This is a genomic window from Kitasatospora sp. NPDC059812 (assembly GCF_042732075.1).
Lineage (GTDB): Bacteria > Actinomycetota > Actinomycetes > Streptomycetales > Streptomycetaceae > Kitasatospora.
The window spans coordinates 1-14,008 of record NZ_JBHWIO010000085.1; the positions used below are offsets into that span (position 1 = coordinate 1).

Annotated in this window: 14 protein-coding genes and 1 pseudogene; 8 read left to right on the top strand and 7 right to left on the bottom strand. The window is 69.9% G+C overall.

Features of this window, described 5'->3' with window-relative positions; all coding sequences use genetic code 11:
- Positions 1-124 precede the first annotated feature (124 nt).
- From ACFV6D_RS31055 to ACFV6D_RS31065, 3 genes are read right to left on the bottom strand one after another with little or no spacing between them, the layout of a single operon-like run.
- Positions 125-862: a succinate dehydrogenase/fumarate reductase iron-sulfur subunit gene (locus tag ACFV6D_RS31055; protein WP_363372913.1), complete on the bottom strand. Its 738-nt coding sequence runs from the start codon at positions 860-862 to the stop codon at positions 125-127.
- Positions 859-2,802 carry a fumarate reductase/succinate dehydrogenase flavoprotein subunit gene (locus ACFV6D_RS31060; protein WP_380562103.1) on the bottom strand — a complete coding sequence of 648 codons (1,944 nt, stop codon included), beginning with the start codon at positions 2,800-2,802 and terminating at the stop codon, positions 859-861. Before ACFV6D_RS31060 ends, ACFV6D_RS31055 begins: the two co-directional genes overlap by 4 nt.
- Entirely contained in the window at positions 2,799-3,503 is a 705-nt protein-coding gene (locus ACFV6D_RS31065; protein ID WP_363372919.1) for a succinate dehydrogenase cytochrome b subunit, read from the bottom strand. Before ACFV6D_RS31065 ends, ACFV6D_RS31060 begins: the two co-directional genes overlap by 4 nt.
- Before the next feature lie 96 nt (positions 3,504-3,599).
- On the opposite strand from ACFV6D_RS31065, the gene ACFV6D_RS31070 reads away from it, so the two are divergent.
- The 3 genes from ACFV6D_RS31070 to ACFV6D_RS31080 all read left to right on the top strand — a co-directional run bounded on the left by ACFV6D_RS31070 (position 3,600) and on the right by ACFV6D_RS31080 (position 6,028).
- A complete protein-coding gene (locus ACFV6D_RS31070) occupies positions 3,600-4,520 on the top strand; it encodes a LysR substrate-binding domain-containing protein (RefSeq protein ID WP_363372922.1) in 921 nt (306 codons plus the stop codon).
- Between the two features lie 162 nt (positions 4,521-4,682).
- Complete coding sequence (locus ACFV6D_RS31075; protein WP_380379010.1) at positions 4,683-4,808, top strand: hypothetical protein; 126 nt, start codon at positions 4,683-4,685, stop codon at positions 4,806-4,808.
- 389 nt (positions 4,809-5,197) lie between these two features.
- A complete protein-coding gene (locus tag ACFV6D_RS31080) occupies positions 5,198-6,028 on the top strand; it encodes a glycosyltransferase family 2 protein (protein WP_380562127.1) in 831 nt (276 codons plus the stop codon).
- Positions 6,029-6,674: 646 nt separating this feature from the next.
- Here ACFV6D_RS31080 and ACFV6D_RS31085 read toward each other — a convergent pair.
- Together ACFV6D_RS31085 and ACFV6D_RS31090 are read right to left on the bottom strand one after the other, a co-directional pair.
- Complete coding sequence (locus ACFV6D_RS31085) at positions 6,675-7,493, bottom strand: class I SAM-dependent methyltransferase (RefSeq protein WP_380562105.1); 819 nt, start codon at positions 7,491-7,493, stop codon at positions 6,675-6,677.
- The gene (locus ACFV6D_RS31090) at positions 7,490-8,803 is read right to left on the bottom strand and encodes a helix-turn-helix transcriptional regulator (protein ID WP_380493949.1); all 1,314 of its coding nucleotides are present in this window, start codon (positions 8,801-8,803) and stop codon (positions 7,490-7,492) included. The genes ACFV6D_RS31085 and ACFV6D_RS31090 overlap by 4 nt, the downstream gene beginning before the upstream one ends.
- A 453-nt stretch (positions 8,804-9,256) precedes the next feature.
- On the opposite strand from ACFV6D_RS31090, the gene ACFV6D_RS31095 reads away from it, so the two are divergent.
- The 5 genes and pseudogenes from ACFV6D_RS31095 to ACFV6D_RS31115 all read left to right on the top strand — a co-directional run.
- Positions 9,257-9,397 carry a hypothetical protein gene (locus ACFV6D_RS31095; protein ID WP_167745844.1) on the top strand — a complete coding sequence of 47 codons (141 nt, stop codon included), beginning with the start codon at positions 9,257-9,259 and terminating at the stop codon, positions 9,395-9,397.
- A 13-nt stretch (positions 9,398-9,410) separates the two neighbouring features.
- A complete protein-coding gene (locus ACFV6D_RS31100) occupies positions 9,411-10,598 on the top strand; it encodes a cupin domain-containing protein (RefSeq protein ID WP_380427576.1) in 1,188 nt (395 codons plus the stop codon).
- Positions 10,595-11,491, top strand: coding sequence for an aldo/keto reductase (locus ACFV6D_RS31105; RefSeq protein WP_380562107.1), 897 nt, complete (start codon positions 10,595-10,597; stop codon positions 11,489-11,491). The genes ACFV6D_RS31100 and ACFV6D_RS31105 overlap by 4 nt, the downstream gene beginning before the upstream one ends.
- Positions 11,492-11,711: 220 nt before the next feature.
- Positions 11,712-12,308, top strand: a complete 597-nt coding sequence (locus ACFV6D_RS31110; RefSeq protein ID WP_380427580.1) for a hypothetical protein — start codon at positions 11,712-11,714, stop codon at positions 12,306-12,308.
- 101 nt (positions 12,309-12,409) lie between these two features.
- A pseudogene (locus ACFV6D_RS31115) lies at positions 12,410-12,631 on the top strand (GNAT family N-acetyltransferase); the annotation flags it as partial.
- Positions 12,632-12,841: 210 nt separating this feature from the next.
- Here ACFV6D_RS31115 and ACFV6D_RS31120 read toward each other — a convergent pair.
- The gene (locus ACFV6D_RS31120) at positions 12,842-13,330 is read right to left on the bottom strand and encodes a glutathione peroxidase (RefSeq protein WP_363372928.1); all 489 of its coding nucleotides are present in this window, start codon (positions 13,328-13,330) and stop codon (positions 12,842-12,844) included.
- Positions 13,331-13,413: 83 nt separating this feature from the next.
- Positions 13,414-13,878: a pyridoxamine 5'-phosphate oxidase family protein gene (locus ACFV6D_RS31125; protein WP_380562109.1), complete on the bottom strand. Its 465-nt coding sequence runs from the start codon at positions 13,876-13,878 to the stop codon at positions 13,414-13,416.
- Between the last annotated feature and the right edge of the window lie 130 nt (positions 13,879-14,008).

Here is a 14,008-nt window from a genome sequence, read left to right on the forward strand (position 1 = left end):
GCGGTCCTCGCAGCCCCACCACCGCGGGGCGCCGTGTCACCCCCCCCCCCCCCCCCTGATCACCCCGGCCGGCCCCCCCCGCGGCGGGGGGGGGCCGGGGCGCGGGGCCGGTCGAAGCGGTGCGTCAACCGCGCGCGGCCCGCAGGAACTCGCGGTTCATCGCGGCGATGCTGGGCAGCGGGATGCCCTTGGGGCAGGCGGTGGCGCACTCGCCGGTGTTGGTGCAGCCGCCGAAGCCCTCGGCGTCCATGGCCGTGACCATGTCCCGCACCCGGGAGGCGCGCTCCGGCGCGCCCTGGGGGAGCACGTTGAGGTGGACCACCTTGGCGGAGGTGAACAGCATCGCCGAGCCGTTCGGGCAGGCCGCCACGCAGGCGCCGCAGCCGATGCACTCGGCGTGTTCGAAGGCGGTGTCGGCGGCCTCCTTGGGGACGGGCGTGGCGTGCGCGTCGGGGGCGCTGCCGGTGGGGGCGGAGATGTAGCCGCCGGAGCCGATGATCCGGTCGAAGGCGGAGCGGTCCACCACCAGGTCCTTGACCACCGGGAAGGCCGCCGCCCGCCACGGCTCGACGTCGATGGTGTCGCCGTCCCGGAAGTGCCGCATGTGCAGCTGGCAGGTGGTGGTCCGCTCGGGGCCGTGGGCCTGGCCGTTGATGACCATGCCGCAGGCGCCGCAGATGCCCTCGCGGCAGTCGTGGTCGAAGGCCACGGGCTGGTCCCCGCTGGTGATCAGCTCCTCGTTGAGGCTGTCGAGCATCTCCAGGAAGGACATGTCGGGGCTGATGCCGCCGACCTGGTAGGTCGTCATCGACCCGGGGGCGTCCGGGCCCGGCTGGCGCCAGATGCGCAGGGTGAGGTTCATGCGTAGCTCCGCTGGGTGGGGTGGACGTACGCGAAGTCGAGGGCCTCGCGGTGGAGGACGGGGGCGGCGCCGGTGCCGGTGAACTCCCAGGCGGCGGCGTAGCCGTACTCCTCGTCGCGCCGGGCGGCCTCGCCGTCGGGCGTCTGGCTCTCGGTGCGGAAGTGGCCGCCGCAGGACTCGGCGCGGTGCAGGGCGTCCAGGCACATGAGTTCGGCGAGCTCGAAGTAGTCGACGAGCCGGTTGGCCTTCTCCAGCGACTGGTTGAGCTCCTGCCCGGTGCCCGGCACCTTGATCCGGCGCCAGAACTCCTCGCGCAGCTGCGGGATCCGCTCCAGGGCCCGGCGCAGTCCGGCCTCGTCGCGGGCCATCCCGCACTCGTCCCAGAGGAGTTCGCCGAGTTCGCGGTGGAAGGAGTCGGGGGTGCGGTCGCCGTCGACCGCGAGGATGAGGTTCAGCCGGTCCTCGACCTCGGCCTCGGCCTCGGTGACCGCCGGGTGGTCGGCGGGGACGGCGGGCAGCGGGTTGCGGGCCAGGTAGTCGTTCAGGGTGGGCGGCAGGACGAAGTAGCCGTCGGCGAGGCCCTGCATGAGCGCGCTGGCGCCGAGCCGGTTGGCGCCGTGGTCGGAGAAGTTGGCCTCCCCGACGGCGAACAGGCCGGGGACGGTGGTCTGCAGGTCGTAGTCGACCCAGAGTCCGCCCATCGTGTAGTGGATCGCGGGGTAGATCCGCATCGGCACCCGGTACGGGTCCTCGGCGGTGATCCGCTCGTACATGTCGAACAGGTTGCCGTACTTGGCGGCGACGGCGTCCCGGCCCAGCCGGCGGATGGCGTCGGCGAAGTCCAGGTAGACGCCCTGCCCGCCGGGGCCGACGCCGCGGCCCTCGTCGCAGACGTTCTTGGCGGCCCGGGAGGCGATGTCGCGCGGCACCAGGTTGCCGAAGGCCGGGTAGATCCGCTCCAGGTAGTAGTCCCGCTCGTCCTCGGGGATCTCGGCCGGCGGCCGGGTGTCGCCCTGCGCCTTGGGCACCCAGATCCGGCCGTCGTTGCGCAGCGACTCGCTCATCAGGGTGAGCTTGGACTGGTGGTCGCCGGAGCGCGGGATGCAGGTGGGGTGGATCTGGGTGAAGCACGGGTTGGCGAAGTGGGCGCCGCGCCGGTGGGCCCGCCAGATCGCGGTGGCGTTGGAGTTCTTGGCGTTGGTGGAGAGGTAGAAGACGTTGCCGTAGCCGCCGCTGGCGAGGACCACGGCGTCGGCGGTGTGGGTGCTGATCGCGCCGGTGACCAGGTCGCGGGCGACGACGCCGCGCGCCCGGCCGTCGACGACCAGCAGGTCGAGCATCTCGGTGCGCGGGTGCATCTCCACGTTCCCGGCGGCGATCTGCCGGGACAGCGCCTGGTAGGCGCCGAGCAGCAGCTGCTGGCCGGTCTGGCCGCGCGCGTAGAAGGTGCGGGAGACCTGCACGCCGCCGAAGGAACGGGTGTCCAGCAGGCCGCCGTACTCGCGGGCGAACGGGACGCCCTGGGCGACGCACTGGTCGATGATCTCGACCGACACCTGGGCGAGCCGGTGCACGTTGGACTCGCGGGCGCGGAAGTCGCCGCCCTTGACGGTGTCGTAGAACAGCCGGCGGACCGAGTCGCCGTCGTTGCGGTAGTTCTTGGCCGCGTTGATGCCGCCCTGGGCGGCGATCGAGTGAGCCCGCCTCGGGGAGTCCTGGAAGCAGAACTGGACGACGTGGTAGCCCTGTTCGGCCAGCGTGGCGCTGGCCGCGCCGCCGGCCAGGCCGGTGCCGACCACGATCACGGTGTGCTTGCGCCGGTTGGCCGGGTTGACCAGCTTGGCCTCGAACCGCCGCTGGTCCCAGCGCTGTTCGATCGGCCCGGCGGGGGCCTTGGTGTCGGCGACGGGCTCGCCGACGGTGTAGTCCAGGTAGCTCATTTGACGACTCCGAACATCACGGCCACGGGGACGGACAGGAAGCCGACGGTCAGCACGAGCGCCAGGCCGTTGGCGGTCAGCTTGAGCACCCGGTCCCGGCGGGCGTTGTTGGCGCCGAGGGTCTGCGCGGCGCTCCAGAAGCCGTGCCGGATGTGCAGGCCGACGGCGAGCATCGCAACGATGTAGATCAGGCAGCTGTACCACTGGCCGAAGGAGGCCACGATGTTCTGGTACGGGCGGCCGTGCTCGGCGGCGGGGTTCACGGTGAGCGTGGTCAGGTCGAGGATGTGCCAGACGATGAACAGTGCCAGGATCACCCCGCCCCAGCGCATGGTCCGGGTCGCGTAGCTCGCCCGGCGGCGCTTGTGGACGTACTTGCTCGGCCGGGCGGCGAGGTCGCGGCGGCTGAGCTGGTAGGCCGAGACGCCGTGCAGCACGACGGCGGCCAGCAGGCCGAAGCGGGCGATCCACAGGAACCACTCGTGGCCCAGGAACGGCTGTCCGATGGTGCGCAGCCAGGCCGCGTAGCCGTTGATGTCGTCCGGGCCGGCGAACACCTTGAGGTTGCCCAGCATGTGCGCGACCAGGTAGAGCAGCATGGCCAGTCCGGTGACGGCCATGACCGCCTTCTTGCCGACGGTCGACCGCCAGAGCGTCGCCAGGGTGGACGGATGCCGGGCCGTCCGAGTCGCGGTTGTCATGGCTGCAACGGTAGGGACGGCCACCAGGGTGCGTCCAAGACATGCTGCGGCTCGTGACGATAGCTGTGGCCTATCGATGCGGCCTATCCTGGTCGGGTGCAGCTCCAGCAACTCCGCTACTTCCTGGCCGTCGCCGAGACCCGGCACTTCACCCGGGCCGCCGAGGCGGCACACGTCGCCCAGCCCTCGCTCTCCCAGCAGATCCGTTCGCTGGAAAGGGAGTTGGGCGCCGAGCTGTTCCACCGCACCCGGGGCAACATCGCCCTGACCGACGCCGGGGAGGCGCTGCTGCCACTGGCCCGGCGCATCCTCGCGGACACCGAGAGCGCCCGGCTGGCCGTCCAGGAGACGGTCCAGCTGCGCCGCGGCCGGGTCCGGCTCGGCGCGCCGCCGAGCCTGTGCACCAGCCTGGTGCCGGACGTGCTGCGGGTGTTCCGGGACCGCCACCCGGGGGTGGCGCTGGCGGTCCGGGAAGGCGGCTCGCGCGACCTGGTCCGCTCGCTGGCGGCGGGGGAGCTGGACCTCGCGCTGATCATCACCCCGCCGAGCGGGGAGGCCGCGCCGGCGCTGGCCGTCACCGAGCTGCTGCACGAGGAACTGGTGCTGGTCTCCGCCGAGCGGCAGACCCGGCGCAAGGCGCGGGTGGCAGAGCTGCGGGGGCGCCCGCTGGTGATGTTCCGGGAGGGCTACGACGTCCGGGAGGCGACCCTGGCGGCCTGCCGGGCGGCCGGCTTCGAGCCGGAGTTCGCGGTGGAGGGCGGCGAGATGGACGCCGTCCTCGGCTTCGTCCGGGCCGGACTCGGCCCCGCGGTCGTCCCCGGAATGGTCGCAGCCCGCTCGGGCCTCGCGGTCACACCCTTCGCCGCCCCGGGCCTGGGCCGCACCATCGCCGTCGCACACGGCCACGAGGTGCCGCTGACCCGAGCGGCGGAGGCCCTGCGCACGACCCTGCTTGCGCACCTGCACCATGCTGCCGGTTCCGGTGAACTCCCGCCGGGGACGCGCCTGTTGCTGTGACGTGGACTTCTCGAAATTCTGACGTTCCATCAGGTCGCGAATGCTGTCGACTAGTCGGCATCGACAGGGCTCCCTCTGATCTGTCAAGGCTGATAGTTCGGTGACTGTCAGTCATGGCAGGATCGGTGCGGGTCGACAACGTGTCGAACTGAAGGAGGAGACATGGCTGAGGACAGCAAGGACAAGACTCCGTCTGGCACGTACGCAGGCACTGAAATCACGGTCGACGGTGAGGAGCACGTCATTATCCGGGAGGACCAGGTCCCGGTAGGCACCGACGGCGAGTGATACGCCCTCGCCCACGCTTCGGTACGGGCTGATCTTCGCCCGTTCCGGAACGGGGTGCTGCGCAGCGATGAGAGGGGCCCTGTCGGTCGCCGACAGGGCCCCCTTCTGGTGCGTTTTCGCAGTTCGCAGACTGGTAGTACCAGGTGACGTCCGGTACCGACATGAGTGGCGAGTGTGGCAGGGTGGGCGGCGCGGCGGAGACCTCGGGCCGCATCCCGGCGATCCGGTTCAGTGTGGGCTGGTCCATGACCTGGTGGTCCGGAAGCATCCGCCTCTCGGCGAGTTCCCCGAGCGGTGCGGCACCCGAGTGGTGCGTTCGTTGGGTCATGTGTGCTTCCTCGAAGGGATGAGTTTCGGTGGGCGTCAAGCTGGGCGTGGCAGTCCTGACCATGGGCACGCGGCCGAAGGAACTGGCCGAGCTGCTGGCCTCGGTGGAGATGCAGACCGTCAGGCCGGCGCGGACGGTGGTGGTCGCCCAGGGCTGCCCGTTGCCGGAGCTGCCGCCGTGGGTGGAAGGCGTCGAGCTGGCCGAGAACCTCGGGGTGACCGGTGGCCGGAACGTGGCGCTGGAGCACCTGCGTGACGTGGACGTGGTGATCGACCTGGACGACGACGGCCTGCTCGTCGCCGACGACGTGTTCGCGAGGATCGAGGCGCTGTACGAGGCGGACCCCGGGCTGGGCATCGTGTCCTTCCGGATCGCCGACGAGACCGGGCTTACCCAGCGCCGCCACGTTCCCCGGCTGCGGGCCGGCGATCCGATGCGCGGTGGCGAGGTGACCAGCTTCCTCGGCGGCGGCCATGGTCTGTCGACGAAGATGCTGCGGCAGGTCGGGGACTGGCCGGACGCGTTCTTCTTCGCGCACGAGGAGACCGACATGGCCTGGCGGGCACTCGACGCGGACTGGCGGGTGTTGTACGCACCGGAGCTGCTGCTGCAGCACCCTCGGACCAGCCCGACCCGGCACGCGTTCTTCTACCGGGTGAACGCCCGCAACCGCGTGTACCTCGCGCGCCGCCACCTGCCCGCGCTGCTGGTGCCGGTCTACCTCGGCGTGTGGGTCGCGCTCACGGTCGCCCGCACCAGGAACGCCACCGGGTTGAAGGCCTGGTTCTCGGGCTTCGCCGAGGGCTGGCGCACACCGTGCGGTCGGCGCAAGCCGATGCGCTGGCGCACGGTGTGGACCATGACCCGGCTCGGCCGGCCCCCGATCATCTAGGCCGCAGCCGCCCGGCGCATCCACTCCCCGGGAAACGACGGACCGGCCCCGGGCGGGTGCCTGGGGCCGGTCCGTCGGCGGGGGGATCAGGCCGGCAGGACGGCCTCGATCGCGGCGGTCAGCTCGGCCGACTCCGGCTCGACCCGGGGCCGCAGGCGGGTGACGACGGTGTCGGCTCTTCTTCTTGAATGGCGATGACAACGTGAAGGTTCGTCATGAAATGACCAATGCGAGTAGACGCCGTGTCGACCGGGAGAAGGGGGCATGGCCGAGGGGAGCAAGCTGGAGGTGAAGGCCGGGGACCGCCTTCTGTCTAGCAAGTACGCAGCAGGCCGACGCCATGTAACACATCGTCATAGGCCGACGCCACAGCGGCTGCGATCAGCAGATCTGGACTGGCTCACATTATCGAGCCAGTAGGCGGGGCCACTTGGAAGTCTCTGCGCCGAGATTGGAAAGATGGATGCGGGAACCGCGTGGATAGAGCTGCACAGCGGCAATCATCCTAATTTCATCCGAGACACAAAGAAGGCATATGAATGACTGCTCTTTCCGCCCTGGAGGAGGCCGGATGAGTCAGAGCAGTCATGATGGCGTGAGGAAATCACCTTGTCATTTTAGGCAGCGACCACCTCGCTTGGCCGTCTTACCGCCTGCAGGTCAGAATGCCACCGAGGCACGTGATCTTGAATGAGCCTTCTGTCTTGATGGCGGCGGCAGCGATCTCTGCTGCCCGACTGACCGTCTCGCGGAAAGGGACGCCGCATTGGTCAGCCCACGCTTCGTAGGAGGCGAGGTGGGAAACGATCGGCGCAGGATCGGTGATCTCGATGGCGCCAGGTAGTTCCCGCACCCGGATGTCCTTGAACGCTGTCCCGAGGTAGCCGGGGGCCTTCTCCAGGGAGAAGCGGGAGCTGAGGGAGACCCGCGCCGGGCCCTCGGGGATCCCGAGGATGTCGCCTGCGGCCCGGGCCCAGAGCCGGTCCAACTCCTGTTTATCGGTGTCGCTGTTGGTCGAGGCGATGAGCACACCGCCAGGTCGGAGGACGCGGGCCAGCTCCTTGATCGTGGCCTCGATATCGCTGACGTGGTACAGCATGTGCAGGGCCAACAAGGCGTCGGCGCTTTTGTCGGCGAAGGGCAGGAACTGGGCGTCGGCCACCAGAACCGGCTTCTCGACGTCGGCGAGGATGCCCGCCGAGATGTCCATCCCGATGACCTGAAGGTCCGGACGGTCCTTGTGCAGGCGACTGACGAACTTGCCGTTGCCGCAGCCGACGTCGAGGACGATCCCGCTTGTGCCGGCCAGCTCTTCGAGGACGATCCCGGGCAGGTCGTAATGCGGTTGCTGCCACCGGTAGATGGACTGGCGGGCGGCCAAGTGGCGTCCGTCGGCGTAGGCGCTGTTCGCGAGGATGGACTTGTCGGCGATTGCGGCGTCCTGCTGTGCGGTGTTGCTCGTCACTGGGGCAGCTCCGGAGGATTCGTGAGTGCGGGTCGAGAGCAGGCTTCTCTGACATTCTCACGGAGACTCAGGACGATCGGGGAGCCTGCGTAGGCGGGCTCGGCAAGACGGACGCTCAGCGCCCGAAGGCGGCTGGAGATGCTCGCTGTTCGCCGGTCCGGTGCGGCGTCCAGCACCACCGAGAGCTTCTCCTGCACGCCGTCGAGGTCGCCGTGGGCGAGGTGGGCGTTGGCGAGGTCAAGGCGGGCGGCCAGCAGGTCACCGGAGGACTGTTCCTGCCGCGGTGCGGACTCGTACAGGTCGATGGCCCTGGAGGACGCCTCGATGGCGCGGTTCACATGCGACCGGGCGCCCAGGGCAAGGAGGGCGGTGCCGGCGTAGGTCCACTGCTTGGCCTCGGGAAACGTGAACACACCGGGAAGATCCACGGCGGCTACTGTGCTCCGCGCCGCCTCGGCAGCTTCCACGGCTCGTAGCGCGCTCGCGCTGTCTCCGAGCGCGGCGGTGGCCCGTGCTTCGAGACTGAGCAGACGAGCTGCGATCGTCCCGCTGTCCGCGTACGGCAGTCCGGCTCTGGCCAGCTCGGCGGCCTGGCGGTGGTCCTGCTGCCAGTAGGCGATCAGGGACTGGACGGATCGGATCCAGGCCCGGAGACCGTTGTGGCCGGCTGACTCCGCGCAACGCCAGGCCGTTCGCGAATGCGTAGCTGCGGCCGTGTACTGGCCGAGGTCGAGGGCGACATGAGTGGCCAGGCCGCAGAGGCGCCCGGCCTGCAGGTAGAGATGGCTTGTCTGGTACGGGTGTTGGCGGCCTCGGAGTAAGTCGAACACTCCTCGCCGGAGGGTCCCGATGTCGTGGAAGAGCTCGGACACCGGTTTGCTCACATAGTCCCCTGCCAGCCTCGCGATGTCCGCGTCGATCTGTTCGAGCAGCGTGTCATCCACGTTGGAGGCGCTTGCGAAGCGGAGGAAGAACGCGGACTCCGCCGAGTCGGTTGCCACGGCCATTACGAGATCGTTGTGGCGTTCCGTGCGCAGGTCAGGCACAGGAAGCGACGCTTCGCCGACGCTGCTGAGCGGTGGAACTGCTTTGGCGGCTGCAGGGGATGCTGCCAGCAGGTCGGCCAACTGGTCGACCGAGAGTTCCAGGGCGCGGGCGAGCTTCGGCCGCATCCAGGGCTGTGGGGCACCCCTGCCGCTCTCCCATCGCCCCACGGTCGTACGGTCCACATCGAGGGCTTCAGCCAGGGATTCCTGGGTGTGGCCGACCGCCTCCCTGCGCTGGATCAGCCGGGACCTCCTGGATGCCATCGCGCGTCCTCCAGAGGTACGTCAGTTCGTCTGCAGCCATAACAGGCCAGGTCATGCCCGCATTTGCAGCACGGATGCCTCATTTCCGCTTCAATTCTGCTCTGGTTCACCGGCGTTGGAGGCGGTTCTGTAGATACCTGCCGGGTGAATCCCGGCGCGAATCGGCCCGCTGCCGACCTCGTCCCGGTGAAAGGTCCGCACTCATGTCCGTCACCACTCGCCAAGCGGTCACCCCTGCCCCGTTCGGCTTTCGCGTGCTGCCGAGTGCCTGACAAGACCTCCTCCCGCCCCGACGCGGGCTTGGGGGGATGCAGGTGGCCGCGCTGGTCAACAGCCGTGCGGCACAAGCACCTGAGGGTCCTTGCCAGCGGCTTGTCCTGGCAACGGATCCATCGCTGCACCAACGACGGGGGCTGGGCAGCCGCCCGCCCCGTGATCCTGAAGGAGTGCTTCATGCCCGAGAACCTGACGACCAGCACCGAGCCGGAGGGCGACGGCCTGCTGGTCGCCCGTACGAAGGTCGCCGCGGCCCGCTCGCGTGGCGAGCAGCCGTCGGACGGCGGCTCCACCGGCCGAACCGACACCAACGACTGACGGCTGTATCACGATGACCGCCGAGCATTTCTCGGTGGTTGAGCGTCTGGGCGGGGATGGCTTCCTCGCCCAGACGCTCGGCCGCAGCTTCAAGGTCGCACGCGGCGAATCCGCGTCGCTCGCCGGACTCATGAGTTGGGATGACCTCAACACCATCCTGACCCACCACCGGTTCGAACCGCCTCGCTTCCGCCTCGCCGCCAATGGGGAGCAGGTGCCCGCGCACACGTACTCCCGGCCGATCACCACCCGGCGGAGCACCGTCTGGTACCAGCTCCAGCCCTCCGAGCTGCACAAGAGGCTCGCCGAGGGTGCCACGCTGGTCCTGGACGCCGTCGAGGAACTTCACCCCGGCATCGGTGCTCTGGCCAGCCAGCTTGAGCGCCGGCTGCGAACCGGCGTGCAGGTCAACCTGTACGCCTCCTGGACCGGGATCGAGGGCTTCGGCGTCCACTGGGACGATCACGACGTGGTCGTCGTCCAGCTCGACGGCGCGAAGCGCTGGCGCATCTACGGTCCCACCCGCACGGTGCCGATGCACCGTGACGTCGAGACGCCCGAGCCGCCGCCCGAAGAGCCCGTCGCTGATCTGGTTCTCACCGCTGGCGATGTGCTCTATCTGCCTCGGGGCTGGTGGCACGCCGTCGCCGCCTCCGAGGGCCAGCACTCGCTGCACGTCACGTGCGGGCTGCAGAGTACGACGGGTGCCGACTTGATCACCTGGCTGTCGGAGATGTTGCGTGCCCACGAGACCGTCCGGGCGGACGTCCCGCGCTTCGGGGCCGCCGAGGAGCAGCGCGCCTTCCTCGACACAATCGGCAAGCTCATCGCGACCGAGCTGGAGAGCGACGACCTGATCGCCCGCTTCTCCTCCGCTCGCGACGCCACCGAGCGAGCCCGGCTCGTGCCGTCGCTGCCCCACATCATGGCGGCCCCGCCGGATGCCGACCTGCAGGTACGCCTGGTCACCACGCGGCCCGTGCTCAGGGCTCTGCCCGACGACACCGTCCGGTTGACCGCCGGCGGCGAGGAGTGGACGTTTGCCGCCAGGGCCGAGCCGATGCTCGCGCTCCTCGCCGATGGGGAACCTCACCGGCTGGCCGATCTCGCGCAGGCCGCGGGCGTTGCTCTCGGACAGGCGGCCGGTGTCGTGACGGAGCTGGTCGACGGCCAGGCCGCCGCGATCGGAGGCCTACGATGACCGCCCGGCTGGGCCTCGGCACCTACCGTTGCCTCGATGTGGCCGAGGCAGCGTTGATGGCCGCCTCCCGAGGTGCCGACTGGGTGGACACGGCGCCCAACTACGCAGGCGGCCGGGCGGAGGCGTCGCTCGCAGTGGCTCTGGCTGCCTACCCGAATCTGTGCGTCTCCACGAAGGTGGGCTTCGTCCCGGCCGGCACCAGGCACATCGGGGTACGAGCCGGTGCCCTGTCCGCGGCGGACGCCCAGCGCGGGTACTGCCTCACCCCGGACTACATCGCCTGGCAGCTCACGCGCTCCAAGCTCATGCTCAGCCGGGTACCCGACCTGGTGTTCGTCCACAACCCCGAGCACGCCTGCCCGGACGGCGAGATCACCGGCCGGCTCTACAACGCCTTCCTGGCTCTGGAGGAGGCGTGCAGCCAACAGATCATCAGCGCCTACGGAGTAGCGACCTGGCGCGGCTTCAGCAGCGGTCTCTTCGACGTACCCGCGCTGATCGAACTCGCGACCAAGGCCGGCGGGCCGAATCATCACCTGTGGGCCATCCAGCTCCCGGTCTCCCTTGTCCACCTCGCGCCCATCGCCCAGGCTCTCGACGGTCACGGCCCGTTGGCCGATGCCCTGGCTGCGGGGCTGGAGGTGTTCGCCTCCGCCCCGCTCCACGGCGGTGAGATCCCGGGCCTGGCCACTCCTGAACTGTCCGAGCTGATCGCCCCGGGCAAGACCAGTGCCGAGACCGCCCTCGCCGTCGTTGCTTCAGCCCCAGGGGTGAAGCGTGTACTCCTGTCGACGGGGAACCCGGAACACTGGATGGGGGCCGTCGAAGCTGTTGGCCGACCGCCGTTGTCTCCGGACGTACTCCGAAGGGTCGTTGATGTACTCGGAACCTGAGCCGGACACCGCCAGGCGGATGCGTGAGATGCACGCCGTAGCAGCAACCGTTTTCAACGCGAGGCCGATTGGTTCCCGCGAAGCGTGGGGCTGGCGTGGACGCACCCTCAGCCGCCCGGTTGCCACGGCGACCGGCGAGGGCTGGCTCCGCCTGGTGTCGGCCCCTGCCGACAAGGCCGGCGGAAAGCTCTGGGAGGGACCGCAGGAGGCGGAACGGCTCATGCCTCCTGCGGTACCCAGGCCACGCCTGCGGGAGCGGCGTACCTGGACCGAGGGCGAGCACGGCTACCTGGCGGAGCTGTACGACAAGATCACCGCCTCCACCATCGCCACCCACGAGCCGATCCTCCGGGAACCACCTGACCTGGACCACACCTGGTGGGACGGGCTCAGCACCGCCCTCGACGCCATCGCCGCCGTCCCCAGCGACCGGGTGGCGGTCCGGCAGGAATACCTGGACCGCGCCATGCCCCAGTACTTGGGCATCCCGATCGACACCAGGGTGCCTGCCTGGACGACGGCCCACGGTGACCTGCACTGGGCCAACCTCACGGGCCCGACCCTCACCGTCCTCGACTGGGAAGGCTGGGGCGTCGCGCCTGCCGGGTACGACGCGGCACTGTTGTACTCGTACAGCGTCCTCGTGCCGGACACCGCCGCCCAGGTCCGTCACCGACTCGCCCACATCCTCGACACGCCAGCCGGGCAGTTTGCCGAACTTGTCGTCATCACTGAACTGCTGCAGACCATTACTCGAGGCGACAACCTCGACCTGGAGGAGCCCCTGCGAAGGCGGCTCTCCGCGATCACCAGATGACTGGCCCTCGACCCCCCGGTCGAGGGCGGCGCGTTGGGCAGCCCTTGGGATATCCAACGCGCCAATGTGCTCCGCCCCAAGGGGCGAGGACCGGGGTAAGGATGACGGCGAAGGACGGCCCGAGGACCGAGTACGGCCTTGCTGTCACCCACCTCGGTGAGCATCGGCTGATCGGCTACGCCCGATTGGCCACCGAGCCGCAGCAGGCCGCCACCATCGGCTTCGCCCTCCATCCCGCCGAGTGGGGCAAGGGCCTCGGCACGGCGACCGTCCATCTGCTGTGCGCGCTCGGCTTCGACGTCCTGGGACTGCACCGCATCTGGGCCGCTCGCTCTCCGCTCAACGAGGCATCCGCGCGAACACTTCTCCGTGCCGGGATGACCGAGGAGGGGCGGATCCGCGATCACGTCTTCGTCCACGGCGCCTGGCGCGACTCGATCACCTACTCGATCCTGGAGCACGAGTGGACACCGATGGAGGGCTGGGATCAGCAGCGCCAGTGGGTGATGCCGGCCGGTCCGTCGGCGGGGGGATCAGGCCGGCAGGACGGCTTCGATCGCGGCGGTCAGCTCGGCCGACTCCGGCTCGACGCGCGGCCGCAGGCGGGCGGCCACGGTGCCGTCGGGGGAGACCAGGAACTTCTCGAAGTTCCAGCTGACGTCACCGGTTTCGCCCTCGGCGTCGGCGACCTGGGTCAGCTGCCGGTACAGCGGGTGCCGGTCGTCGCCGTTGACGTCGATCTTCTCGAACAGCGGGAAGGTGACGCCGTAGGTGGTGGAGCAGAAGGTCTGGATCTCCTCGGCGCTGCCCGGCTCCTGCCCGGCGAACTGGTTGCAGGGGAAGCCCAGCACGGTGAACCCGCGCGCGGCGTACCGCTGCTGGAGCTTCTCCAGGCCGGTGTACTGCGGGGTCAGGCCGCACTTGGAGGCGACGTTGACGATCAGCAGCGCCTTGCCCTTGTACTCGGCCAGCGAGGTGGGCTCGCCGGTGAGGGTGCGCAGCGGGATGTCGTACAGGCTCACGGTGGTGGTCCTTTCGGCAGGTGTGTGGAACGGAGTCTCGCCGAGCCACCGTAGTGGCCGCGACCACCTGGACCGGGCCCGACCTACCGGTCTTCCGGCAGATCGGCCCCGAAGGCGGAGAAGTCGGCGCTCGACCAGTGCTCGGGGCGCATCCGGAGCGTGATGTCGGCGGCCAACTGTTCCCGGGCGGAGGCGAGGTAGTCGCGCGCGGCCTCGGGCGGCAGGTAGCGGTTCGCGAGGGCGGCCCACTCGTCAGGGTCGAGCCGGTCCTCGATCGCCACCACCGGGCCCTCGACGCTCACGTACGCGGCCGGGTGCTGCTCGTGCTGGGCACAGAGGGTGAACCGCCCGGCGGCCCGGATCCGTCGGGCTTTGACGGAGTCGCGGCCGGTGATGACGGTGAGCAGGCCGCCCGGGACGTAGGAGTACCAGACCGGTACGGCCAGCGGGCCCCGGTCCGGTCCGGTGCCGGAGTCGACGGCCAGCACGCCGACGCGCGGTGCGGCGAGGAACCGCTCGCGCTCGGCCCTGTCCATGGTGAAGGGCATGGTGTCTCTCCCGGGGTTCCGGGCCCGTGCGCGGCGGTCGCGGCTGGGCGGTCGCGTGCGGGCGTCACCCGGTTGGTACCCGGTGGGTTCGCGGGCCACTCGGGGCGGGGCGCAGCACGGCGCCCGCCCC